Genomic DNA, 22,605 nt, shown 5'->3' on the forward strand with positions numbered 1-22,605 from the left:
CGGAGAGCCGATGTGCCCCATTTTCGGTCCACCGCGCAATCATTCTTCCCGCGACGGCCAACCGAAATCCCGGTCTGGCGCGAAGCCGCCGGACCACTCTCATGCCCCTGCAGATTGTCCATCATCCCGACTACGACGCCGGCTTCGCGACCAACCATCGCTTTCCGATGAGCAAGTATCCGCTGCTGATGGAGGCCTTGCGCGCACGCGGCCTGGCCGGACCCGGCGCGCTCAACACAGCCGAACCCGCGCCGGCGCCGTGGCTGAAGCTTGCCCATGCGGCCACCTATGTCGACCAGGTCGTCTCCTGCTCCGTGCCGGAAAAAATCGAACGCGAGATCGGCTTTCCGGTAGGCCCTCGCGTCTCGCTGCGCGCGCAGCTTGCCACCGGCGGCACGGTGCTGGCAGCCCGGCTCGCCTTGCGTCACGGCATTGCCTGCAACACCGCCGGCGGCAGCCATCATGCGCGACGCGCGCAAGGCGCCGGCTTCTGCACCTTCAACGACGTCGCCGTCGCCTCGCTGGTTCTGCTGGAAGAGGGTGCGGTGCAGAAGGTCCTGGTCGTCGATCTCGACGTGCATCAGGGCAACGGCACGGCGGATATTCTAGGCGATGAGCCACGCGTGTTCACCTTCTCCATGCATGGCGAGCGGAACTACCCCACACGCAAGATCGCCTCGGACCTCGACGTCGCACTGCCCGACGGCACGGGCGACGCCGCTTATGTCGAAAGGCTTGATACCATCCTGCCGGAGCTCTCCACCCGCGCCCATTGGGACATCGTCTTCTACAATGCCGGCGTCGACGTCCATGCCGGGGACCGGCTCGGCAGGCTGGCGCTTTCCGACAATGGGCTGCGCGCCCGCGACGAGATGGTCATCGGCCATTTTCGGGCGCTCGGCATTCCTGTCTGCGGTGTCATCGGCGGCGGCTATTCCACCGATGTGCCGGCACTTGCCGCGCGCCACGCCATCCTGTTCGAGGCCGCTTCGGGCTACGCCTGAACGTCACTTCCGGTAGTTGGCGATCCTGAGCAGGATGAAGGCCGGCACGACGATCGCGGCGCCAAGCAGGATATAGCCGAGGAAGCGGTCGATGGCGTGGAAGCCGAGATTCCAGAGATCGATGAAGAATTTCCGGATGCCGTAGAACACATCCATGGGCGACCAGCCGAAGGCGTTCATGACCAGGCCGACGAGAAAGGATACCACCAGCAGCTTCAGGACAACCCTGAGCGGCGAGTCGCCGAGAAAGCGCGTCAGTGCGGACAAGGCCGTCTCCCGATTGAGATGCCCGGACTCATGGGCACGGCCCAGAGATACGTGCTTGGCGGCCATCCATCAAGCCAGCACGGTCTGTACGGGGAAACTGATAAGCCGCAGCCAGATGTTGAGCGCCATCGAAAGCCCGCTCGAGCAACTGACAGAGCGGCTTCCGAAAGCCCGCAAGTCTTAAATATCAGTAAACAATTCATTTTAATTTATTGAAAGTAAAGCACAAAATCGTCATTTTCCAATTTTGCGCAATGTGCGTGCAATTTTCACTTGCGAGATACCAGGCGTCTTTCAGGTGACGGACCGCGCGGCGCTCTGCCCCTACCACAGCCGGCGAAAGCCGGTCCCCAGAACCGCGCGGCCATCCCTGAAAGACACCGATCGGAGCCTGCCGCCTCAACGGCCAGGGTCCTCAGCAATTAACCAGCGTATCGGGTGCCGGATGCGCGTTTGTGTTGGAGTAATGCAGTGTCCCCTCAAGCAAAGATCGTCCTGACGGCGAGTGCCCTCGCCCTGTGCCTTCTCGGGCCGGCGATGGCCGCCGACCTCTCGCCTGCCTACAACGATCCCCCCGCCTTCCAGTGGAGCGGCGCCTATGTCGGCGTCCACGGTGGCACGGCGTTCACGGGGATGCCGAACCCGTTCGCCGGCCGAAACGGCTTCAGCGGCGGCGTCCAGGCCGGCTACAACCAGCAGATGGGCCCGGCGGTCCTCGGCGCCGAGATCGAAGGTTCCTATCTGGGCGGCGCCGAACACGATGTCCGGGGCGGCAAGATCAAGGAAAAATGGCGCGGCGCGGCCAAGGCGAAGGCCGGCGTGAGCTTCGACCAGACGTTGCTGTTCGGAACCGGTGGCGTCGCCATGACCAGGTTCGACAAGAGCGAGGGCGTGAGGAGCAGCGACGGATGGAAGGTCGGCTACCTCGTCGGCGCCGGCATCGAGCAGGGCTTCGCCGGCGGCCTGTCGGCCAAGGTCGAGTACGACTATGTCCGCACCCCCGGCGTTGAAACGACATCGGCCCTTGGCAGGTCCAAGGAGACGATCGGCAGTCATGAGCTGAAGGCTGGCCTCAACTACCGGTTCTAGATTCCAGAACAGCAAGTGGCCGAGCTTGATCGCGCGATGCCGCAACGGCATCGCGCGATCTTGTTGTTGATGCGTCGATGCCGGACACGGACGTCCCCTCGAGGCAAGGAACATTCCATGCTTTCGCAATGTCGATGTAATCTTCGCAATCTAGGTCCCCGGCGTGAATTTTCACCAAGGGAATCAGCAATGTCCACGCATCGTCCCGGCCGACCGTCGTCCAAGCTATTGTTCATTGCGATCGCAGTCGCATTGGCGGGCTGCGCCTCCGACATCATGAAGAACTATGTCGGACAACCGGTCGAATCGGTCGTTCTGGATTACGGTCCGCCAACGGCGATCGTCGACCTCGGCCAGGGAGAGCGCGCCTATCAGTGGCGCAAGATATCCACGTCAGCGGTTTCCGGGACATCGAGTGGCGAGGTCCGCCAAACAAAACACGGAACTGTCTATGAAGAGACCGAAACGCCCGGCTATATCGAGCGTCAGGAATGCTTCTACACTTTTTATGCCCGAGCTTCCGGCGGCCGCTGGTTCATCACCAATTTCCGCCGGCCAAAGCTGGAATGCGAATGAACCGCCGCGCCGCAAATCCTGCGGCGGCGCGTGAAGGAGAACGCCAATGCGCGTCCTGCTGATCGAGGACGAACCGGAAATGGCCTCCGTGCTGAAGGCCGCCCTGGAGCGCCTGGATATCATCGTCGACCACGCCGCGACCCTGGCCGACGCGGAGGCGGTGGCCCGCCTGGGCCATCACGACGCCGTGGTGCTGGACCGCCGACTGCCGGATGGCGACGGTCTTAGCCTGATCCCTCGCCTGCGCGCCTTGCATCTGGATGTGCCGGTGATCGCGCTGACGGCGATGAGCGGGTTGGAGGACCGGGTTGCCGGGCTCGATGCCGGCGCCGACGATTACATGGTCAAGCCTTTCGCCACGGTGGAACTCGTCGCGCGGCTCCACGCCCTGCACCGCCGCTCGTTCACCTCGCGCGCCAACCAGACGATGGTCGGTCGCCTCACCTATGATTTCCGCCATCGCGAGGCGCTGGTCGAGGATCAGGCGCTCGATTTGCCGCGGCGTGAAAGGCTGGTGCTTGAAACACTCATCCGCCGGCCGGGCCGGACCATCATGCGCAGCGCTCTCGAGGAGGCCGTCTACGCCCTGGACGACGAGATCGGCTCGAATGCGCTCGACGCGCATGTCTCGCGGCTGCGCCGCAAACTCGACGATGTCGCCGCCGGCATCGAGATACGGGCGATCCGCAATCTTGGCTATCTCCTGCGGGCAGCCTCGTGAAGAAGGTGCGCGCGCGCTCGCTGCAATGGATCCTGGTCCGCCGGCTGATCCTGCTGCAGGCGGCGACGCTGCTCCTCTTCATCGTGCTGTGCGCGGCAGCCCTTTGGATCGCCAATCCGAGGCTGCTTATCGACAACGAGGCTGCCGTCGCGGCCGTCAAGGACGCCGTCGACCGCGACAGGGACGGCAGGCTGATTGTCCGTGAAACGGAAGACCTCGCCGCGTTTCGCCAGAGCTTCCCCAATGTCTGGTACATCGTGCGCGACGACAGCGGGCAGAGCGTCCGTTCCGGCACGATACCGGATGTCTACACCAAAGAGATCGGTGGCCTGCTCGGCCAGGCAGACCACGCCACGATCGGATTCTCGGACAAGGACATGCGGCCGGAAGCCTATATCGAGAACGCTTCGACCAAAGCCGGCGCGGTACAGGTCATTGCCGCGACACAGTCGTCGCGCCAGGAGACCGACGGGCTCGAGATCAACATTTCGGCCACGGTGGAGGTCGCCCGCTATCCGGACGGCAGCAGGAATTGGGAGCGCGCCCTGCCGGCGCTTGCGCTCGTCATCGCGATCCTGCTGCTGCCCATTGTCCTCGTCATGGGCGCCACCACGCTGGTGACGACGCCGGCCGTGGTCCGCCGCTCCTTTGCCGGCCTTGTCGAAACCGTCCGCCAGGCTGCCCGCATCGATATCGGTACCCGTGCGATGCAGTTGCCGGTCAAACACGTGCCGCAGGAAATCGCGCCGCTGGTGCATGCTTTTAACGAGGCTTTGGCCCGCCTCGCGCAGGGATACGACCGACACAACCGTTTCCTCACCGACGCGGCGCACGAATTGCGCACGCCGATCGCCATCCTGCGCACACGCGCCGAGTTGCTGCGGCAGGAGCCGCAAAGCACGCGGCTGCTGCATGATATCGAGCGCCTGTCGCACCTCGCACAACAACTGCTCGACCATCAATTGCTCGACCGCCCATCCGACCAGCGCGAGATCGTCGATCTCGACGATCTCGTCAGCCGGGTGGCGGCCGACTTCGCGCCGCTCGCCATCGAGGCCGGCTACGACCTTGCCTTCGAGCCTTCGCCCGACAAGACACGCGTCGAAGTCAACGTGCTGCAGATCGAGCGGGCGCTCGCCAACCTCGTGCGCAACGCCATCGAGCATGGCGGCGGCGGCGGTACCATCACGATTGCGATCGACAGGACGGGTGGCATCGAAGTGCGCGACGAAGGTCCGGGCATTCCCGTGGAAGAGCGCGAGAATGTCTTCGAGCCCTTCTATCGCCTGCAGCCGCAGTCGCGCGGGGCGGGGTTGGGGCTGAACCTCGCCCGACAGATCGCGCTGCTGCACGAGGGAACGATCCGGATCCTGGCGGGCTCATGGCGCGGTGCCCGCATCCGCATGGAACTGCCGGTTCGGTCGTGACCCAGGCCGTTGACGCAAAACGCGTGGCGGCCGCCAGCAAGTAGCCGCGCCGATCCCTAACTTATCTGTTTTCTAACCAATTGCCGCTATTGCCATTTCCAAAGCGGGAGCCAGGCTTTGGTGGGAACGGGAAAAATCGGCGCGCACCGCGCACCCATGTTGTCGGTCGTCGTGCCTTGCTACAATGAACGCGACGGCGTGGCGGAGCTTCATCGACGCGTCAGCGCGGTATGCCTCGAGCAAGGCCTCCCCTACGAGGTCGTGCTCGTCATCGACGGGGCGACCGACGGCACCCGCGAGGCCATTTTCGAACTGGCCGAAAAGGACGACCATGTGGTCGCCATCGATCTTGCACGCAACTACGGCCACCAGATCGCCTTGAGCGCGGGGCTGGAATTCTGCCGCGGCCAGCGCATTCTCATTCTCGACGCCGATCTCCAGGATCCGCCCGAACTGCTGGGTGCGATGATGGCGAAGATGGATGAAGGCTTCGACGTCGTCTACGGCCAAAGGGTGAAACGGGACGGCGAGAGCTGGTTCAAGCTGGCCTCCGCATCGATGTTCTACCGTCTGCTCGGCAGGATGGTCGATGTCGAGATCGCGTCGGACTCCGGAGATTTCCGGTTGATGAGCCGCCGTGCGCTCGACCATCTGATTGCAATGCCCGAACGCTACAGGTTCATTCGCGGCATGGTGAGCTGGATCGGGCTGAGGCAGGTCGCCTTCCCTTATGAACGGCAACGGCGCTTTGCCGGCACCACCCACTACCCGCTGAAGAAAATGGTTCTTCTGGCGGTCGACGCGATGACCAGTTTTTCGATCGTGCCTTTGCGCTTTGCCTCGCTGCTGGGAATGATGTTCGGCCTGCTCGGTCTGGTCGTGCTTGGCTATACGCTGTTGGAATGGTCTGTCGGCAATGTTCTGCCCGGCTGGACGAGCCTTGCCGCGATCATGCTTATCCTGGGCAGCGTCCAGCTTCTGGTGCTGGGCATCTTCGGCGAATATCTCGGCCGTATGTACATGGAAACGAAGCGGCGGCCGCTCTATTTCGTCAACGAGATCGTCTCACGAAGCCAGGCGGCGGCTGAAGGCCAGGATTTGCCTGTCCACCGCCTCCAGGAGATGGCGAAAAAGGCCGCGCGTGGCTGAGGCGAAGGTCGACCGGATGCAACGGAACGGCATGGGCAGGATGTGCTCGCCCGGAGCCTTGACGTGAACCAGGCCGCCGCCATCGCGACCGCCACGCCGTCGCTCGGGGACGCGCAACGCATCAGGCTGATATTCTGCCTTCTCTGCGCTTGCGCCGTGGCCTATCTGCTCACGGCCTTTGCCGGCGCGATCCTGCAGGATCCCGACAATTGGTGGCAAGTGAAGGTCGGGCTGGATTTCCTGGAAAACCGGACATTTCCAACCGTCGACCCCTATTCCCACACTTTTGCCGGCCAGCCCTGGATCGCCAAGGAATGGCTGGGGCAGGTCTTGCTGGCCCTTGCCTACCGCGCGGGTGGCTGGAATGGCGTCGTCATACTGATCATCGCCACGATCGGCCTGACGGTCTTCCTGATGGGATGGTTCCTCAGCGCATGGCTGAAGCCGATATTGGCGATAGCGCTGGCCCTCGCCGCGGCCCTCCTGATCGCCCCTATCTATACCGCGCGCCCCCATGTCTTCACCTTGCCGATCATCGTCGTCTGGACGGCAATGCTGTTTCGTGCCGCGCGAGAAGAGAGAGCCCCACCGCCGTGGCTGCTCGTGCTAGTCGTATTGTGGGCGAACCTGCATGCCACGTTCACCCTGAGCTTCATCATCGCGGCCTTTGCCGGGCTCGATCTGCTGGCGCGCGCTGGTCTGTCTAAACCCTCCCTCCTGGCAAAATGGGTCGCTTTCGGCCTGCTCTGTCCGTTGGTCAGCCTGCTGCATCCCTATGGCGTGAAAGCCATCCTGGCCACGCTCACCGTGGCCTATGGCAATGAGGCTGTTCCACTCATCCTGGAATGGAACCCGTTCAATGCCCAGGAGCAACTCTTCCAGGAAGCGGCGATGTTGCTGGCGATTTTCGGGCTGTTGGTGTCAAGGCCGCGGATCGGCTGGGCCAAGGCGTTGTTCATCGTCTTCAGCTTGCATGTCTATCTCGCCCATCTGCGATTTGTATATCTGCCCTTCCTGCTGATTCCGTTGGTCATCGCGGTCGAGATCGCACAGCAATATCCTTCGCTCTCGACCACGGCCTGGCTGGCGGAGAAGCGCGACGGGCTGGAAAAACTCTTCGCCAGCCGGTTCTATGTTATCTGCGGCGCGATGGCGGTCTTGCTGGTCGGTTCGGTCTCGATCCTCGGCAGTGCCTACCAGGCCGCGCCGAGCCCGGCGACGTCAGCCAGCGGCGCCCTTGCTTTCGCGCGGGATCACCACCTGTCCGGCAATGTGCTGAATTCCTACAATTTCGGCGGCACGCTGATTTTCCACGACATCAAGACTTATATCGACGGCAGGACGGACCAGTTGTTCCTGGGCGGATTCACGAAAACGGATGATGCAACGGGGCACAGCGACGGAAAGCCGCAGCTCGAGGCCCAGTTGAAGAAATACGCCATCGGCTGGGCATTGCTTACGGCCGATGACACCCGAATCCCCTTCTTCAATGAACTGGGCTGGAAGCGGGCCTATGCGGACGATTATGCCGTGATCTACCTGCCCGGCACCTGAATCACCGATCCCACAAAACCGGCGTGGCCAGCGTTCGAAGGCCTGCTATTCGCCTTGACACGGATGTTGCACTGCAGCAAAGTTGTGCTGCATAGCACAGTCCGTGAGGCCTACGAGCCAAGGTTTTTCGCACAATGGGGATTGCCTTATGACGGGCATGTCAGGCGGCGCCGCACGGCCACCGCGGGTCACCGCGTACGGACCGGTCGAATGAATTACAGGCGCGACATCGATGGCCTGCGGGCTGTCGCAGTGCTACCCGTGGTGCTTTTCCATTTCGGCGTATCCGCCATTCCCGGGGGCTTCACCGGCGTCGATATTTTCTTTGTGATATCGGGCTACCTTATCAGCGGCAGCCTGCTGGATGATCTCGAGCGCGGCCAGTTCTCGATCGGACGCTTCTACTGGCGTCGTGCACGGCGCATCCTGCCCGCACTGACCTTCGTCATCCTGCTTGCCAGCATTGCGGCCTGGTTCATCCTGTTGCCGTCGGATCTGCACGAATTCAGCCTCAGCGTGATTGCGGCCTCGACCTTCTGGTCGAACATCTATTTCTGGAAGACGACGAACTATTTTTCGATCGACGCCGAACTGCGGCCGCTGCTGCACACATGGTCGCTTTCGGTCGAGGAGCAGTATTACATCTTCGCGCCGATCCTTGTGTATCTGATCTACCGGTATGCCTCGAAGCGCTGGTTGACGATACTTCTGCCGATCGCCATCGGCAGTTTTGCCCTGGCGGTCATGGCGACCATGTTGGCGCCGACCGCCGGCTTCTACCTCTTGCCTACACGCGCCTGGGAGCTGGCGCTGGGTGCTATGTTGATGCTGAAAAAGCCGCCGCCACTTGCCAGCCGGACGGCAACGGAACTGGTCGGCCTTGCAGGCTTTGCCCTGCTCGCATTCGGTTTCCTGACGATTTCGGAAAGCGATCCGTTTCCCGGCTACAATGCCCTGTTTCCCTGCATCGGAACGGCCTTGCTCATCTATGCGGGCCAGAATCGCGCGGACCGCCCCGCGCCTGTTGCCACGCGTGTGCTTCAATTCGCTCCGATGGTCTGGGTCGGCCTCATCTCCTATTCGCTCTATCTTGTTCACTGGCCGATCAATTCCTTCGTCCATTATCTCTCGCTGAAAGCCATCTCGGTGCCGACGATCGTCGCGATGACGGTGGCCAGCTTCACCCTGGCGACCTTCTCGTGGAAATATGTCGAGCAGCCTTTCCGGCAGAAGCGAACCTTCACCGCCCCGCTGCCGATCTTCGCCTTTTCGGCGACGGCGATCGCGCTGCTGTGCGTCGGCGGTCTGGCCGGTGTGCTCGGCAAGGGCTTTCCGCAGCGGTTCCCCGATTTCTCGACGCAACGGATCGTGGTGGACGACTGGCGCAATGGCGTCTGCTTCAACGAGGGTACGAGCCGGATCGAGAATTGGAACCTTGCCGACTGCACGCGCACGCATGGCTTTCCCACCAATGTGCTGCTGTGGGGCGATTCCTTCGCGGCTCACTACGTTTCGGGCCTGGAGGCCAACGCGCAGAAAATCCAGGCCAACGTCATCCAATATACCTATGCCGGTTGTCCACCCAACCTCAGTTATTTTTCCTACGCCAGGCCAACCTGCACCCGCTTCAACGAACGGGCGCTGTCGATCATCCGCGATGACAATATCCAGGCCGTGATCCTGAGCGGCCGATGGACGGACTACCAGGCCAGGGGCTTCGACGGACTGCAGACGACGATCGACCGGCTGCGCGACATGGGTGTCAAGGTCTATGTCATCGGCCAGTCTCCGGAGTTCATCGCCGACGTCCAGAAGGTCGCTTTCTTTGCTAAACACGAAGGCGCCGCGAACACATCCTGGCCGATGGCCATGGATCCCGACATCAACAAGCAGGTGCAGCTCTTCGCCAAGGGCGCGACCTTCATCGATCCACTTACCTATCTGTGCGACGCCATCGGCTGTTCCTATGAGGATGCCACCAGCAAGCAGTTTCTCTATTTCGACTATGGGCATTTCTCTTCCGCCGGCGCGACGCTGGCCATCTCGAAATACTGGCCGAGCTTCGCCGCCGGCGGCGAAGTCGCAAAGGCCAGGGAGCAGGCGCCGACCGTCACCGGTGAGCTGGCGAAGCCCGCATTGTGAGACCGGTTTGCGATTGCCCGAAGCCATGCCGTCATGATAACGAGGCTGCAGCGCGGGTATGATGTAATGGTAGCCTGTCAGCTTCCCAAGCTGAACGCGCGGGTTCGATTCCCGCTACCCGCTCCACCCTGAAGCCAAGAGTCCGTTGGCCTAGGCGGAACCCGTCCATTTGGCAGCACTGTCGGTGAGCCTAGGCTTGGCCGATTCGCATCTGCTTCTTGAGGAGGAACCGGGCGAGGTTGTTGATATTCCGCGGCGCCACCTTCCTGGGCAGATGCGCCAGCAGGTCTTCTGATTTGACGTCGTTGCGGAACCGCTCCGCCCAATCTTCGGTGAGGTCGTCCCGCTGCAGCCGCAAATTCGTCTCGAACTCTCCGTCCGGCATTTCCACCGACAACTGCCGGGCCACCGACGCGACGTAAGGACGAGGATCGTCCAACAGATCCTCATAGAAAAAGTGATCGTAGTGCAGATCGGCCAACCGCAGGTAAGCCTCCCAGAAGGCATAGCTCTGCTCGATCAGGAAATAGGCCTGGCAGATACCTGCGAAGTCGTATTGCGGAACCATATCCGCGCCGCCCATCGTGCTTTTCCAATGGCCCGACGCCTTTGCCCGGCAATAGGAAATCGCTTGGCGAAGACGGTCCCGTCGCTCCAGCAGGACCAGACCCATGTCATGGCGCCGGCCACATTCCGCCAGGAAGTCGCTCCGTATTTGGCCTGCGACCAGTGAAGATGCCGTGGAAACAGCTTCACGGCGAACGTGCCGTTTGCAGTCCCGCCGCGATGGATCACGGCGGACAGCAGATCATCGAAGGATTTCGGCTTGCACCCCAGATTGGTCGTGTCGAGCCACTCGGCCGACTTGCCGAACAATCCCGTGCTGTTTGTGAGGCTGCCAAGCCATTCGGAGCCGCTGCGGGCTTCGGTCAGTATCGCGACGCCCTTCATGCGTGCCGATGGTCCGCGGCCCGCGTCATGTCGATTGCAGAATGCCGTTCTTCTTGATGGTCCCCCGCCATGGTCAAAGCTCCGCTTAAACAGCGCCTCAACGGACAAAGGCCTATATGGTTCCGTCGATTCGACCTTAGGCTAAGGCAAAATGCCGGCCCAAACACGTTACAGTTGGGTAATCAACGCCGCGCCTTGGGCTCGAAGAGGCCTGAACATACGCGCAAAGGCCGGCCACGCTGTGGTGGCCGCCCTTTGGCGTCAGCCAGAAGCGATTACAGCCAGACGCCGAGCCAGACGCGCTCGCGCCAGCAGCGGACGCGGCGGCGGCCGTGGCGCCAGTAGCTGCGGCAAACTCGTCTCCAGCCGCGGCGGCGTCCACGGCGGCGACGCCGGTAGCCATCGGGACCATGATGTCTCCAGCGATGCCAACGGCGGTGGGAGACCTGCTCCAGTTCGACCTCGTCATCCCCGTCGAAGACAGCCGGATCCGGTTTGTCCAGTTCATCGAGAATTCCATTGCCCTGGGGAACACCGGCAAGCGCGCGGCCGGGTCGGGCCACGCTTGCAAACGCAACCGCCCCCGCAACGCCAAGCATTCCAGTAAGAAACAACCGACGTTCCATAAAAACCTCCCGAGTTGTTAACCACCGACACCTCGTTCCCTCGCCCGAAACAGGCTCCAGCGCGCATGCCGATCGGTTTTGAACGCGCGGAGGTGGTTCTCGTTCCATCACCCCACTTCACGCAGGATGAAATCATGCAGCATCTTGGCCGCCGGTGACAGGACGCGATTCTTGACCGTGATCAGGCTGTAGGGCCTGACCTCGATGTCGAACTCGGTCTGGACGACGTCGATGGCGCCGGCAAGTCCGTCCGGGTTCTGGATGAACTTCGCGACCTGCACCGAGACCGGCGCTATGGCATCGGATTGCGCGACCATGACCAGCGTGAGCAGCAGCGAGCTGGTATTCAAGATCCGATCCGGCAGCGCGATGTTGCGGTTCAGGAAATTGCTCTCCATCGCCTGGCGCAATGGCGAACCGCCTGACTGGAAGACCCAGTCATAGGCAGCGGTGTCTTCCAGCCGCACTACACTACCCCTCGCGAGCGGGTGGCCGCGGCGCACGATCAGGCAGGCTTTCTCGACGCCGATCACGCGGGATTCGAACAGCCGCGGATTGAGGTCGTCGGGAATGCGGGCGATGATGAAGTCGTGGCGCGAGGCGATCAACTCGCGGGCGAGCACATTGGAGGTTTCGACCTGCATGGTGATCTCGATGCGCGGGTAGATGCGGCGGATCTCGCGGATCGCCGGCACGGCCAATTCGATCGCTGGCGCGGTCACGGCGCCGAGGAACACCGAACCGCCCTTGCCGGCCTTGAGCTCGGCAATCTCGCGGTCGGCTTCGCGCATCTCGAGCAGGATCGAGCGGGCCCGCCTGGCGAGCGCCTGGCCATAGGGGGTGAGGGTCACGCCGCGCGGCAGCCGTTCACACAGCTTCACGTCGAGCACCGCCTCCATCTCGGCGATCATGCGCGAGGCGGCCGGCTGGGAGATGTTCATGACCTGGGCCGCGGCGCTCACCCGTCCGTGATCGTCGAGGGCGGCGATCATGCGCATGTGGCGCAAGCTCAAGCCACTGCGCAGGAGTGTCTCCCCATTGCCCGGGAGCTTCTCGTAACTTACGGGAATCGCATCGGGATCGCGCAATGCCGCCATGATCTTCCAGCCCTTCCGCCCGGTTCCTTTCCGCATGCTAGATCATACCGGTTTCGGTATAGCAACCACCAAAGATCGCATTTGACAGTTATGGCAAAGCGACCCACCCTTCGCGCGTTCCGGGGTGCAAGGGCGGTAACGACCAAAATCGTATCGATTGAAACTGCATCGCGGAGCCGATTGGGAGGATACCGGAGATCGATAAAGCCGACAGCGGCGCGTTTGCGCTCCTGTCTGGCTGCGCGGCCCGCGAAGCCCCGAGGTGTCGCGTCCATCAACCAGGGAGAGTAAGTTGAAGATCATCAAAACGCTGGCCGCCGTCGCGGCCCTTGGCATCGCTGCCATGAGCTATCAGGCGCACGCGGCCGACAAGGGTCTTGTCGGCGTGCTGATGCCGACCAAGACCTCGCAGCGCTGGATCAATGACGGCGACGCCGTCAAATCCCAGCTCGAGGCTCTCGGCTACACTGTCGACCTGCAGTACGCGCAGGACGACATCCCCAACCAGCTCAGCCAGCTGGAAAATGAAATCACCAAGGGCCCGAAGGCGCTGATCATCGCCTCGATCGACGGCACCACCCTGTCGGATGCGCTGCAGAAGGCCAACGACGCGGGCGTCGTCGTCGTCGCCTATGACCGCCTGATCAAGAAGACCGCCAATGTCGACTATTACACCACTTTCGACAATTTCGGCGTCGGCGTGATCCAGGCGAATTCGCTGGTCAAGGGCCTCAAGGAGCGTTTCCCGAACACCAAGCCGTGGAACGTCGAACTGTTCGGCGGCTCGCCCGACGACAACAACGCCTTCTTCTTCTACAATGGCGCAATCTCCGTCCTGCAGCCGCTGATCGACGACGGCTCGATCAAGATCAAGTCCGGCCAGACCGGCATGGACAAGGTCGGCACGCTGCGCTGGCTCGCCGCCACCGCCCAGGCGCGCATGGATAACCTCCTGTCGGCCAACTACTCGGACGGCAGCCGCGTCGATGGCGTCCTGTCGCCCTATGACGGCCTGTCGCGCGGCATCACCGCCTCGCTGCGCGCTGTCGGTTACGGCACGGACGCACAGCCCTGGCCGATCGTGACCGGCCAGGATGCCGAGACCGCCTCGGTCAAGCTGATCATCTCGGGCGAGCAGTACTCTACCGTGTTCAAGGACACCCGCGAACTGGCCAAGGCCACGGTGCAGCTGGTCGACAAGGTGCTCTCGGGCGGCAAGCCGGAAGGCCTCGATGAAAAGACCTACAACAACGACGTCAAGGTCGTTCCCTCGATCCTGCTGACGCCGCATGAAGTCGACAAGTCGAACTACCAGGCGCTGGTCGTCGACTCCGGCTACATCAAGGCCGAAGACCTGAAGTAATTTCGGTTATAAAGTCAGGGGTCCTGCGCGACGCAGGGCCCCTTTTCGTTAAAAGCGACCCCGGTATGGGTTCTGCCGGCCTCCTAGGAGCTTGCCCTGATGACCTCGACGATTTTGGAGATGCGCGACATCACCAAGACGTTCCCCGGCGTGAAGGCGCTCTCGAACGTCAACCTCAGCGTAGAGGAAGGCGAGATCCACGCCGTGGTCGGCGAGAATGGCGCCGGCAAGTCGACCCTGATGAAGGTGCTGTCGGGCGTCTATCCCTCCGGCACCTATGATGGCCAGATCATTTTTCAGGGCCAGGAATGCCATTTCAAAGGCATCCACGACAGCGAACACAAGGGCATTGTCATCATCCACCAGGAACTTGCGCTGGTGCCGATGCTGTCGATCGCCGAGAACATTTTCCTCGGCAACGAGCACGCCAGCTACGGCGTCATCGACTGGGACGCCAACGAGGCACGCACGTCCGGGCTTTTGAAGAAAGTCGGGCTCAAGGAAGACCCCAAGACGCTGATCACCCATATCGGCGTCGGCAAGCAGCAGCTGGTCGAGATCGCCAAGGCACTCAGCAAGGAAGTGAAGCTCCTGATCCTCGATGAGCCGACGGCATCGCTCAGCGAGAAGGACAGCCAGGCGCTGCTCGATCTTTTGCTTGAGTTCAAGCGGCAGGGCATGACCTCGATCCTGATCTCCCATAAGCTCAACGAGGTGAACCGCGTCGCCGACAAGGTGACGGTGATCCGCGACGGACGCACGATCGAGACATTGCCGAGGAAGGACATCAGCGAGGACCGGATCATCACCTCCATGGTCGGCCGGTCCCTCGACGATCGCTACCCGCCGCGCGAGCCTCATATCGGCGACGTCATTTTCGAGGTCAAGGACTGGTCCGTCTACCACCCGATCCATGCCGAACGGCAAGTGATCAAGAGCATCGACCTCAAGGTGCGCAAGGGCGAAGTTGTCGGCATCGCCGGGCTGATGGGCGCCGGCCGCACCGAATTCGCCATGAGCCTGTTCGGTCGCTCCTATGGCCGGCGCATCAGCGGCGAGGTGCTGCTCAACGGCAAGCCCGTGGACCTTTCGACAGTGGGCAAGGCGGTGCAGAACGGCATCGCCTACGTCACCGAAGACCGCAAAACCTATGGGCTGAACCTCATTGACCACATCAAGCACAATGTGACGTTGGCCAACCTCGCCGGCGTTTCCAATGGCGGCGTCATCGACGATATGCGCGAAATGAGCGTCGCCAACGATTATCGCAAAAAGACCAATATCCGCGCATCCAGCGTCTATCAGCTGACCGGCAATCTCTCGGGCGGCAACCAGCAGAAGGTGGTGCTATCGAAATGGCTGTTCGCCGACCCGGAAGTTCTGATCCTCGACGAGCCGACGCGCGGCATTGACGTCGGTGCCAAGTACGAAATCTATACAATCATCGCTCGCCTCGCCGCCGAGGGCAAGGCGATCATCGTCATCTCATCGGAAATGCCGGAACTGCTCGGCATCTCGGACAGAATATATGTCATGAACGAAGGGCGCATCGTCGGCGAGATGGCGGCAAGCGACGCCAGCCAGGAAAAAATCATGCGCGCTATTGTTCGCGGAGAAGGAAAAGCATCATGAGCACAGACAGCGCTCCCGCGCCGCAAAGCGGCACCGCCGAGGACGTCAAGCAGGGTCCTCGCATCGCCGTCTCGGCGCTGACGACGAACCTGCGCGAATACGGCCTGATCATCGCGCTGATCGTCATCATGCTGTTCTTCCAGTACACGACGTCGGGAACGCTGTTCAAACCGGTCAACCTCAGCAACCTGGTGCAGCAGAACTCGTTCATCATCGTGATGGCGCTCGGCATGCTGCTGGTCATCGTCGCCGGCTATATCGATCTCAGCGTAGGATCGGTCGCCGGCTTCATCGGCGCACTTGCCGCCATGATGATGGTGATCTGGCCGCTTGGCATGTTCAGCAACCCGCTCGTGGTCTCGATCGTCTGCCTGATCGTCGGTGGGTTGATCGGTGGGGCGCAAGGCTACTGGATCGCCTATCACCGCATACCGAGTTTCATCGTGACGCTCGCCGGCATGCTGATCTTTCGCGGCATCTGCCAGGCGCTGCTTGGCGGCGGCTCCTCGGTCGGTCCGCTTCCCGACAGTTTCAAGGCACTGAGTTCCGGCTTCATCCCGGACGTGATCGGCCCGCTGACGCTGATCCCACCTACGGTGAATGCCGCCGGCAAGACCATTTTGGGTAGCGGGCTCACGCTGCACATGACGACGATCGTGCTGGGCGTGATCGCGGTGCTCGCCTACGCCTATTTCGGCTTCAGGGCGCGGCGCAAGCGCGAACGCCACGGCTATGAGGCCGAGCCTTTCGCGCTGTTCGTCGTCAAGATCCTGGTAGGCAGCGCGCTGGCGCTGTTCCTGGTCTTCCAGTTCGCGACCTATCGGGGCCTGCCGATCGTGCTCCTGGTGATGGGCGTGCTGATTTCATTGTTCGTCTTCGTCACCAAGCGCATGACCATCGGCCGCCGCATCTACGCCATGGGCGGCAACGCCAAGGCGGCGCAACTGTCGGGCATCAACACCGAACGGCTGACGCTCCTGGTGTTCGTCAATATGGGCGTGCTGTCGGCTCTCGGCGGCCTCATCATCGCCGCGCGTCTCGGTCAGGCCGTGCCGGCCGCGGGCCTCGGCAGCGAGCTCGACGTCATCGCGGCCGTCTTCATCGGCGGCGCCTCGGCGATGGGCGGCGTCGGCCAGGTCATCGGCGCCGTGGTCGGCGGCTTCATCATGGGCGTGATGAACAACGGCATGTCGATCATGGGCGTCAATGTCGACTGGCAGCAGGTGGTCAAGGGACTGGTCCTGCTCGGGGCCGTCATCTTCGACGTCTACAACAAGAACAAGGCTTAAGGGCTGGGGCGAGGACTAGGAGGCATACGGGTTCTAGATCGCGAAGCTGCCGGCGGCCCGTCGGCACCAAGAAGTCCGGGGAAGGACCGGGTTCGCGAACGCAATCCGGACGAAACGTTTCAACCGTGGCGCGTTCCCGCGCCGCGCCGGTCAGAGTTTGCCCATTGGCAGCCGGATACAGATAAATGAGAGAGGACTGATCATGCTGATCTCGCAGATTCTCGACGACGCCGAGACGATCCGTGTCGTTGCCCGCAGCGGCGGGAAGACCCGGATCATCAACGGCGCGCGCAGCGTCTATTCGCTGGCGATGGAGGCCGCCCGCACCGGCGTCGGCCTGACGGCCCTGATCGAACGCAAGGGACTTGGCGAGACGGTCGATCTCGACGCCGCCTACAAGCGGGGCCGCCTCCTGTCGCCGATCAATCACCCCGACCCGGCGCATCTGCATCTGACCGGCACGGGATTGACGCATCTCGGTTCGGCCGCGACGCGCGATTCCATGCACAAGAAGCTCAGCACCGACGGCGAGGAGCAACTCACCGATTCCATGAAGATGTTCCGCATGGGGCTGGAAGGCGGCAAGCCCGCGAAAGGCCAGGTCGGCGTGCAGCCGGAATGGTTCTACAAGGGCAACGGTACCATGGCGGTCGCGCCTGGAGCGGCACTCATGTCACCGGCCTTTGCCAAGGATGCCGGCGAAGAACCAGAGATCGCCGGGATCTATGTCATCGGCGATGACGGCGCGCCATTCCGCGTCGGCTTCACGCTGTCGAACGAATTCTCGGACCATGTGACCGAGCGCGTGAACTATCTGTTCCTCGCCCACTCCAAGCTGCGCAATGCCTCGTTCGGGCCCGAAATTCTGATCGGCGATCTGCCTTCGGACATCCGCGGCACGTCACGCATCGTGCGCGACGGCAGGACAATGTGGGAGAAGCCGTTCCTGTCGGGCGAAGCGAACATGTCGCACACCATCGCCAATCTCGAGCACCACCATTTCAAATATTCGGCGTTCCGCCAGCCGGGCGATGTGCATGTGCATATGTTTGGAACGGCCACGCTGTCCTTCGCCGACGGCGTCACGACCGAAGCCGGCGACGTGTTCGAGATCGAAGCCGGGGATTTCGGCCTGCCGCTGCGCAACCCGCTGGAAATCGAAAAGCCGGTGAAGGTGGCGGTGAAGGCGCTGTGAAGCGCCAGAAGTAAAGGACGTCATCGATGGTCCTATGACAGGCTTTGACATATGGTCCCAAGTTATTTGCCAGGCGCCGTACGAACCTTTGGCTTCGCGCTCTTGCTCGCGCACGCGTCCTCCGTGGCTTATGGAGCCGCGCAGTGCAGTCCCAAATCCTATGGCGAAGCACTCGGACTTATGAAGAACCGGCTTCTAACGTCCGGGTACGCAAGCCCTCAGGTCGAATTTCTGATGCAAAACGCCGACCGGCGAATGTCCACGCTTGGCGGTGCGAAACTGAACGAAGCGGCCAAACCATGCGGGATAGACTCAGCCCGAGCCCATGTCCTCGGCTGCCTGGACAAAGTCCTGTTCCCCTTGCAAGGATCAAAGGCTTCGCTTGACGCTGCAAGGCAGACACGCAGCTGGGGTAAAACGCAACTCGCACGGCGCGAACTGCTGTTCATCGGCAGCTTCAATGCGTGTCTCGGCATTGCGAAAAAGCGCATGTTTCACGGCTAGTCGAACGTCAAACGGATGCTGAAGTCGTCGAGCCTACGGGGTCGGCTAACGTTCTGCATGGCCTCATGGCGCCAGGATCAGCGCGGGCGGAAATGCTTGGACAGCTTCAGGCCTTGTGCCTGGTAGTTCGAGCCCAGGTCGGTCCCGTAAAGCGCCTGCGGGCGCTTTAGCATGTGTTCGTAGACCAGCCGGCCGACGATCTGGCCATGATCGAGGATGAACGGCACTTCGTGGCTACGTACTTCGAGCACCGCGCGGCTGCCGGTGCCGCCGGCCGCCGAATGGCCGAACCCCGGATCGAAAAACCCGGCATAGTGGACACGGAACTCGCCGACAAGCGGATCGAAGGGCGTCATCTCGGCGGCGTAGAGCGGCGGCACATGCACCGCCTCCTGGCTGACGAGGATGTAGAACTCGTCAGGATCGAGCACCAGTTCGCCGGCGCCGCTCTTGTGGATCGGCTCCCAGAAGTCGAGGACATCCTGGGCGGCACGCTTGTCGACATCGATGAGGCCAGTGTGGTGCTTGCCGCGATAGCCGACCAGCCCATCCTTGTCGCCATTGAGATCGATCGACAGCGCGATGCCGCCGCCAGAAATGTTCGGCGGCTCGGTGGCGACCAGCATCTCGGCGCGGTGCAATTCATGCAGTTCGGCTTCCGAAAGCAGCGCGTTGCCGGTGCGAAAGCGGATTTGAGACAGGCGCGAACCGGTGCGCGCAACGATCGGGAAGGTGCGCGGGCTGACTTCGAGATAGAGCGGACCGTTGTAGCCGGCGGCGATCTTGTCGAACTCGTGGCCACGGTCGGTCATGACGCGGGTGAAGATGTCGAGGCGACCGGTCGAGCTCTTTGGATTGGCCGAGGCCGAAATGTCAGCCGGCAGGGCCAGGCTTTCGAGCAGCGGCACAATATAGACGCAGCCGGTTTCGAGAACCGCGCCTTCGGCCAGATTGATCTCGTGCAGTTGCAGCCGATCAAGTTTTTCCGAGACCTTGTGGTTGGGACCGGGCAAGAACGAGGCCCGCACCCGCCAGGCCTTTTCGCCCAATCTGAGATCAAGACTAGCCGGCTGGATCTGGTCGGCATCGAGCGCACGCGGCGACTTCAGCGCGCCGGACTGGAACAGCGCCGAAATGTCCTGATCGGGAAGAATGCCTGTCTGCCGCAAAGTCTGGCTCCGCCCCAAGACCGGTCTCCTTTGTTGCAGGTTCTTGCCGCAAAACCGCGGGGCACTTTGCGGAACCTGCCTTGGTACAAACCTCTTAATGAAGCCGGCAATTGACGCAAGCGTGGCGCGGGTCTAAAGGGTCGTTATCCCGTGGTGATTTGGCCGGTCGGCTTGCAGCCACGTTAAACAAGTCGCTAAAGGACCGTCGGGCCGCAAGGCCGTATGGACCGGTTGCGACTTTTTCGCGGCCGGTTTTTTTGTGTTTGGATAGGACGATGACGAGCAAGACGCGCAACTGGAAATCTCAGACGGCACTCGTGCATGGCGGAACCCTGCGTTCCGGCTTCGGCGAAACCTCCGAGGCGATGTATCTGACCCAGGGCTATGTCTACAAGACCGCCCAGGCGGCGGAAGCCCGCTTCAAGGGCGAAGAGCCTGGCTTCATCTATTCGCGTTACGCCAACCCGACCGTCGACATGTTCGAAAAACGCATGTGCGCGCTGGAAGGCGCCGAGGACGCGCGCGCCACGGCGTCGGGCATGGCGGCGGTGACAGCGGCGCTGCTGTGCAGCGTCAAGGCCGGCGACCATATCGTGGCGGCGCGCGCGCTGTTCGGCTCCTGCCGCTGGGTGGTCGAGACGCTGGCGCCACGCTATGGCATCGAGGCGACTTTGGTCGACGGCACCGACATTGCCAATTGGGAAAAGGCGGTCAGGCCGAACACCAAGCTGTTCTTTCTGGAAAGCCCGACCAATCCGACGCTGGAAGTCGTCGACATCGCGGCCGTCGCCTCGCTTGCCAACTCGATCGGCGCGCGGCTTGTCGTCGACAATGTCTTCGCCACGCCGCTGCAGCAGAAGCCGTTGCAGCTTGGCGCGCACATCGTCGTCTACTCGGCCACCAAGCACATTGACGGCCAGGGCCGCTGTCTGGGCGGTGTCATCCTGTCGGACAAGAAGTGGATCGACGAAAACCTGCACGACTATTTCCGCCACACCGGCCCCAGCCTGTCGCCGTTTAATGCCTGGACCTTGCTGAAGGGCCTCGAGACGCTGCCGCTGCGCGTGCGCCAGCAGACGGAAAGCGCCGGCAGGATCGCCGACTTCCTGGCCGAGCAGCCGCAGATCGCTCGCGTCATCTATCCCGGCCGCGCCGACCACCCGCAGGCTGATATCGTCAAGAAGCAGATGTCGGGCGGTTCGACTCTGATCTGCCTCGACGTCAAGGGTGGCAAGCCGGCGGCGTTCGCCCTGCAGAACGCCCTCGACATCGTGCTGATCTCAAACAATCTCGGCGATGCCAAGAGCCTGATCACCCATCCGGCGACGACGACGCACAAGAATTTGAGCGACGAGGCCCGCGCCGAACTCGGCATCGGGCCTGGCACGCTCAGGCTGTCTGTTGGCCTGGAGGACGCCGACGACCTGCTGGAAGACATCGCGCAGGCGTTGCAGGCAGCTAGATAAGCTGCTTAGGAGTGTCGTCCGCGGCGATCAGGCGCGCGACGGCGTCTCTTCCAATTCGGCCGCCTTGGTGCGGATGGTCATGGCATTGCCGCGCCAGTCGACGGCGCCGCCGAGCCAGCCGCGCGCCCAGATGGACGGGAGCATCAAGTCGCGCGCGATCATCGCCGCGACCATGCGCGGCGACAGATGCCAGCCCTTGGACAAGGCCAGCGCGCATTCCGGAAGGTAGAAGGCCGCCAACACGGCAATCGCGGTTGCCCAGAGGCTGACGCCCGCGCTCGCCGCCGCAACCAGCGTTAGCGCGAGAGGCACCGCTGCGCCGGTCAGGATTTCCGGCGCGAAGAACAGCGGAAAGGTGACGCGGCGCAGGCGCGCCCAGCGGGCCTGGCGCGACCAGATCTCGCCAACGGTACGCTGGCCGAGCGGCTGCTCGAAGGGCGCCGCGACGAGATTGACGCGCAGGCCGAGGCCGTTGACCAGCTTGGTGGCGGCGGCGTCCTCGGCTATCTCGGCGGCCAGCGCGCGAATGCCGCCATTGGCGTCCAGCATCGGCTTGTTCCACAGCATGCTCTTGCCCTGGGCAAAGCCGAGGCCGAGCGCCTCGCCGGCATACTGCCAGCGGGCCTGCAATGTGTTGAGGAAGGCGCATTCGACATCGGCCCAGAAACCCTCGGGTCGCGAGCCGATCGGTGTCGAGCAGACAAGGCCGGTGTCGGATCGCCATGCCGCCATCATGTGCTCGACATAGTCCCTCGGCATCAAGACGTTGGAATCGGCGAGAATGACCCAGTTGTGGCGCGCCGCTTCCCAGCCCTTGACGCAATTGTTGAGCTTTGGATTGGCGCTGACACGGTCGTCACCGATCAGCAGCCGGGCCGGCACCTTGGAAAACCGGGCAATCGCCCTGTTTATCAGTTTGACCACCGGGTCGTCGGCATGGGCGACGCAGAAGATCAGCTCATAACGCGGCCAGTCGAGCGCGAAGGCGCGTTCCAGCGTTTCATGCGTGAACGCCTCGACGCCACGCGACGGGACGACGATCGATACCGGTTGCGACTTGCCGGCGGGCGGGGCGATCGTACCGCGCCGTTTCAGCCGTGAGGCGGCGAGCGAAATGCTGGCGGCGTTTGAAAGGATGAGTGCGGTCGAAAGCGAGGCGGCTATGAAGGTGAGTTCCATCGAGATCTGGTCACTCCGGAAAGGCGGCCCGCATCGTGGCCGTTTTCAACAGTTCGACAGAGCGCCGAGTCGCCCGGTTCGTGCACACCACCATTGTCCTGTGTCACTTAAATGACATTCTTTGCCGGCACCTGCGGTTCAAGGCTAGGCGCGACAAGACGCGCACGTTGACCTGCTCACCGGGAGCGTCGAAAATCGTCGGATT

At 62.4% G+C, this 22,605-nt stretch carries 20 protein-coding genes, 1 tRNA gene and 1 riboswitch; of the genes, 15 read left to right on the forward strand and 6 right to left on the reverse strand.

Annotated features, from left to right (window positions below):
* The first annotated feature begins 101 nt into the window (after nt 1-101).
* Complete coding sequence (locus O7B34_RS02155) at nt 102-1,004, forward strand: histone deacetylase family protein (protein WP_337144698.1); 903 nt, start codon at nt 102-104, stop codon at nt 1,002-1,004.
* 3 nt (nt 1,005-1,007) lie between these two features.
* Here the strand turns inward: O7B34_RS02155 and O7B34_RS02160 are convergent, their stop codons facing one another.
* Nucleotides 1,008-1,271, reverse strand: coding sequence for a DUF6460 domain-containing protein (locus O7B34_RS02160; protein ID WP_027145674.1), 264 nt, complete (start codon nt 1,269-1,271; stop codon nt 1,008-1,010).
* Nucleotides 1,272-1,742: 471 nt separating this feature from the next.
* Between O7B34_RS02160 and O7B34_RS02165 the strand changes: the two genes are divergently transcribed.
* The 8 genes from O7B34_RS02165 to O7B34_RS02200 all read left to right on the forward strand — a co-directional run bounded on the left by O7B34_RS02165 (nt 1,743) and on the right by O7B34_RS02200 (nt 10,055).
* On the forward strand, nt 1,743-2,360 hold the full coding sequence (locus O7B34_RS02165) for an outer membrane protein (RefSeq protein WP_337144699.1): 618 nt from the start codon (nt 1,743-1,745) through the stop codon (nt 2,358-2,360).
* A 189-nt stretch (nt 2,361-2,549) separates the two neighbouring features.
* The gene (locus O7B34_RS02170) at nt 2,550-2,936 is read left to right on the forward strand and encodes a hypothetical protein (protein ID WP_337144700.1); all 387 of its coding nucleotides are present in this window, start codon (nt 2,550-2,552) and stop codon (nt 2,934-2,936) included.
* Nucleotides 2,937-2,982: 46 nt separating this feature from the next.
* Nucleotides 2,983-3,657 (forward strand): response regulator transcription factor, encoded by a 675-nt coding sequence (locus tag O7B34_RS02175; protein ID WP_337144701.1) that lies wholly within the window; start codon nt 2,983-2,985, stop codon nt 3,655-3,657.
* Nucleotides 3,654-5,084 carry a sensor histidine kinase gene (locus O7B34_RS02180; RefSeq protein ID WP_337144702.1) on the forward strand — a complete coding sequence of 477 codons (1,431 nt, stop codon included), beginning with the start codon at nt 3,654-3,656 and terminating at the stop codon, nt 5,082-5,084. Before O7B34_RS02175 ends, O7B34_RS02180 begins: the two co-directional genes overlap by 4 nt.
* A 120-nt stretch (nt 5,085-5,204) precedes the next feature.
* Nucleotides 5,205-6,233 carry a glycosyltransferase family 2 protein gene (locus O7B34_RS02185; protein ID WP_337144703.1) on the forward strand — a complete coding sequence of 343 codons (1,029 nt, stop codon included), beginning with the start codon at nt 5,205-5,207 and terminating at the stop codon, nt 6,231-6,233.
* Nucleotides 6,234-6,296: 63 nt separating this feature from the next.
* Nucleotides 6,297-7,787, forward strand: a complete 1,491-nt coding sequence (locus O7B34_RS02190; protein WP_337144704.1) for a hypothetical protein — start codon at nt 6,297-6,299, stop codon at nt 7,785-7,787.
* A 210-nt stretch (nt 7,788-7,997) separates the two neighbouring features.
* Nucleotides 7,998-9,929, forward strand: coding sequence for an acyltransferase family protein (locus tag O7B34_RS02195; RefSeq protein WP_337144705.1), 1,932 nt, complete (start codon nt 7,998-8,000; stop codon nt 9,927-9,929).
* A gap of 52 nt (nt 9,930-9,981) precedes the next feature.
* Nucleotides 9,982-10,055 (forward strand) — tRNA-Gly (locus O7B34_RS02200).
* A 64-nt stretch (nt 10,056-10,119) separates the two neighbouring features.
* Here the strand turns inward: O7B34_RS02200 and O7B34_RS02205 are convergent.
* The 3 genes from O7B34_RS02205 to O7B34_RS02215 all read right to left on the reverse strand — a co-directional run bounded on the left by O7B34_RS02205 (nt 10,120) and on the right by O7B34_RS02215 (nt 12,603).
* Nucleotides 10,120-10,602: a Stf0 family sulfotransferase gene (locus tag O7B34_RS02205; RefSeq protein WP_337144706.1), complete on the reverse strand. Its 483-nt coding sequence runs from the start codon at nt 10,600-10,602 to the stop codon at nt 10,120-10,122.
* A 553-nt stretch (nt 10,603-11,155) separates the two neighbouring features.
* Nucleotides 11,156-11,506, reverse strand: coding sequence for a protamine-2 (modular protein) (locus O7B34_RS02210; protein WP_337144707.1), 351 nt, complete (start codon nt 11,504-11,506; stop codon nt 11,156-11,158).
* A 107-nt stretch (nt 11,507-11,613) separates the two neighbouring features.
* On the reverse strand, nt 11,614-12,603 hold the full coding sequence (locus O7B34_RS02215; protein WP_337145183.1) for a LysR family transcriptional regulator: 990 nt from the start codon (nt 12,601-12,603) through the stop codon (nt 11,614-11,616).
* Nucleotides 12,604-12,895: 292 nt separating this feature from the next.
* Between O7B34_RS02215 and chvE the strand changes: the two genes are divergently transcribed.
* The 5 genes from chvE (at nt 12,896) to O7B34_RS02240 (ending at nt 18,586) form a co-directional block, all read left to right on the forward strand.
* Nucleotides 12,896-13,966 carry a multiple monosaccharide ABC transporter substrate-binding protein gene (gene chvE / locus O7B34_RS02220; protein ID WP_140507547.1) on the forward strand — a complete coding sequence of 357 codons (1,071 nt, stop codon included), beginning with the start codon at nt 12,896-12,898 and terminating at the stop codon, nt 13,964-13,966.
* A gap of 99 nt (nt 13,967-14,065) precedes the next feature.
* Nucleotides 14,066-15,598, forward strand: a complete 1,533-nt coding sequence (gene mmsA, locus O7B34_RS02225) for a multiple monosaccharide ABC transporter ATP-binding protein (protein WP_027145662.1) — start codon at nt 14,066-14,068, stop codon at nt 15,596-15,598.
* Nucleotides 15,595-16,887, forward strand: a complete 1,293-nt coding sequence (mmsB, locus tag O7B34_RS02230; protein WP_337144708.1) for a multiple monosaccharide ABC transporter permease — start codon at nt 15,595-15,597, stop codon at nt 16,885-16,887. Before mmsA ends, mmsB begins: the two co-directional genes overlap by 4 nt.
* A gap of 202 nt (nt 16,888-17,089) precedes the next feature.
* Entirely contained in the window at nt 17,090-18,082 is a 993-nt protein-coding gene (gene araD1, locus O7B34_RS02235) for an AraD1 family protein (protein ID WP_140507549.1), read from the forward strand.
* A 234-nt stretch (nt 18,083-18,316) separates the two neighbouring features.
* Nucleotides 18,317-18,586: a hypothetical protein gene (locus O7B34_RS02240; protein ID WP_337139355.1), complete on the forward strand. Its 270-nt coding sequence runs from the start codon at nt 18,317-18,319 to the stop codon at nt 18,584-18,586.
* A 77-nt stretch (nt 18,587-18,663) separates the two neighbouring features.
* Here O7B34_RS02240 and O7B34_RS02245 read toward each other — a convergent pair whose 3' ends face one another.
* Nucleotides 18,664-19,755, reverse strand: coding sequence for a 2'-deoxycytidine 5'-triphosphate deaminase (locus tag O7B34_RS02245; protein WP_337139681.1), 1,092 nt, complete (start codon nt 19,753-19,755; stop codon nt 18,664-18,666).
* Between the two features lie 140 nt (nt 19,756-19,895).
* A riboswitch (SAM riboswitch) is annotated at nt 19,896-19,973 on the forward strand.
* A 57-nt stretch (nt 19,974-20,030) separates the two neighbouring features.
* On the opposite strand from O7B34_RS02245, the gene O7B34_RS02250 reads away from it, so the two are divergent.
* Nucleotides 20,031-21,221 (forward strand): O-succinylhomoserine sulfhydrylase, encoded by a 1,191-nt coding sequence (locus O7B34_RS02250; protein ID WP_337144709.1) that lies wholly within the window; start codon nt 20,031-20,033, stop codon nt 21,219-21,221.
* 27 nt (nt 21,222-21,248) lie between these two features.
* Here the strand turns inward: O7B34_RS02250 and O7B34_RS02255 are convergent, their stop codons facing one another.
* Nucleotides 21,249-22,400, reverse strand: a complete 1,152-nt coding sequence (locus O7B34_RS02255) for a ceramide glucosyltransferase (protein ID WP_337144710.1) — start codon at nt 22,398-22,400, stop codon at nt 21,249-21,251.
* Between the last annotated feature and the right edge of the window lie 205 nt (nt 22,401-22,605).

Source organism: Mesorhizobium sp. Cs1299R1N3 (assembly GCF_037179625.1).
Lineage (GTDB): Bacteria > Pseudomonadota > Alphaproteobacteria > Rhizobiales > Rhizobiaceae > Mesorhizobium > Mesorhizobium salmacidum.

What these genes read in the sequence shown, in the direction of transcription:
- O7B34_RS02155 (WP_337144698.1), top strand. Translation starts at nt 102, where the DNA reads ATGCCCCTGCAGATTGTCCATCATCCCGACTACGACGCCGGCTTCGCG.
- O7B34_RS02170 (WP_337144700.1), top strand. Translation starts at nt 2,550, where the DNA reads ATGTCCACGCATCGTCCCGGCCGACCGTCGTCCAAGCTATTGTTCATT.
- O7B34_RS02175 (WP_337144701.1), top strand. Translation starts at nt 2,983, where the DNA reads ATGCGCGTCCTGCTGATCGAGGACGAACCGGAAATGGCCTCCGTGCTG.
- O7B34_RS02195 (WP_337144705.1), top strand. Translation starts at nt 7,998, where the DNA reads ATGAATTACAGGCGCGACATCGATGGCCTGCGGGCTGTCGCAGTGCTA.
- O7B34_RS02205 (WP_337144706.1), bottom strand. Translation starts at nt 10,602, where the DNA reads ATGGGTCTGGTCCTGCTGGAGCGACGGGACCGTCTTCGCCAAGCGATT.
- O7B34_RS02210 (WP_337144707.1), bottom strand. Translation starts at nt 11,506, where the DNA reads ATGGAACGTCGGTTGTTTCTTACTGGAATGCTTGGCGTTGCGGGGGCG.
- O7B34_RS02215 (WP_337145183.1), bottom strand. Translation starts at nt 12,603, where the DNA reads ATGGCGGCATTGCGCGATCCCGATGCGATTCCCGTAAGTTACGAGAAG.
- mmsA (WP_027145662.1), top strand. Translation starts at nt 14,066, where the DNA reads ATGACCTCGACGATTTTGGAGATGCGCGACATCACCAAGACGTTCCCC.
- mmsB (WP_337144708.1), top strand. Translation starts at nt 15,595, where the DNA reads ATGAGCACAGACAGCGCTCCCGCGCCGCAAAGCGGCACCGCCGAGGAC.
- araD1 (WP_140507549.1), top strand. Translation starts at nt 17,090, where the DNA reads ATGCTGATCTCGCAGATTCTCGACGACGCCGAGACGATCCGTGTCGTT.
- O7B34_RS02240 (WP_337139355.1), top strand. Translation starts at nt 18,317, where the DNA reads ATGCAAAACGCCGACCGGCGAATGTCCACGCTTGGCGGTGCGAAACTG.
- O7B34_RS02250 (WP_337144709.1), top strand. Translation starts at nt 20,031, where the DNA reads ATGACGAGCAAGACGCGCAACTGGAAATCTCAGACGGCACTCGTGCAT.
- O7B34_RS02255 (WP_337144710.1), bottom strand. Translation starts at nt 22,400, where the DNA reads ATGGAACTCACCTTCATAGCCGCCTCGCTTTCGACCGCACTCATCCTT.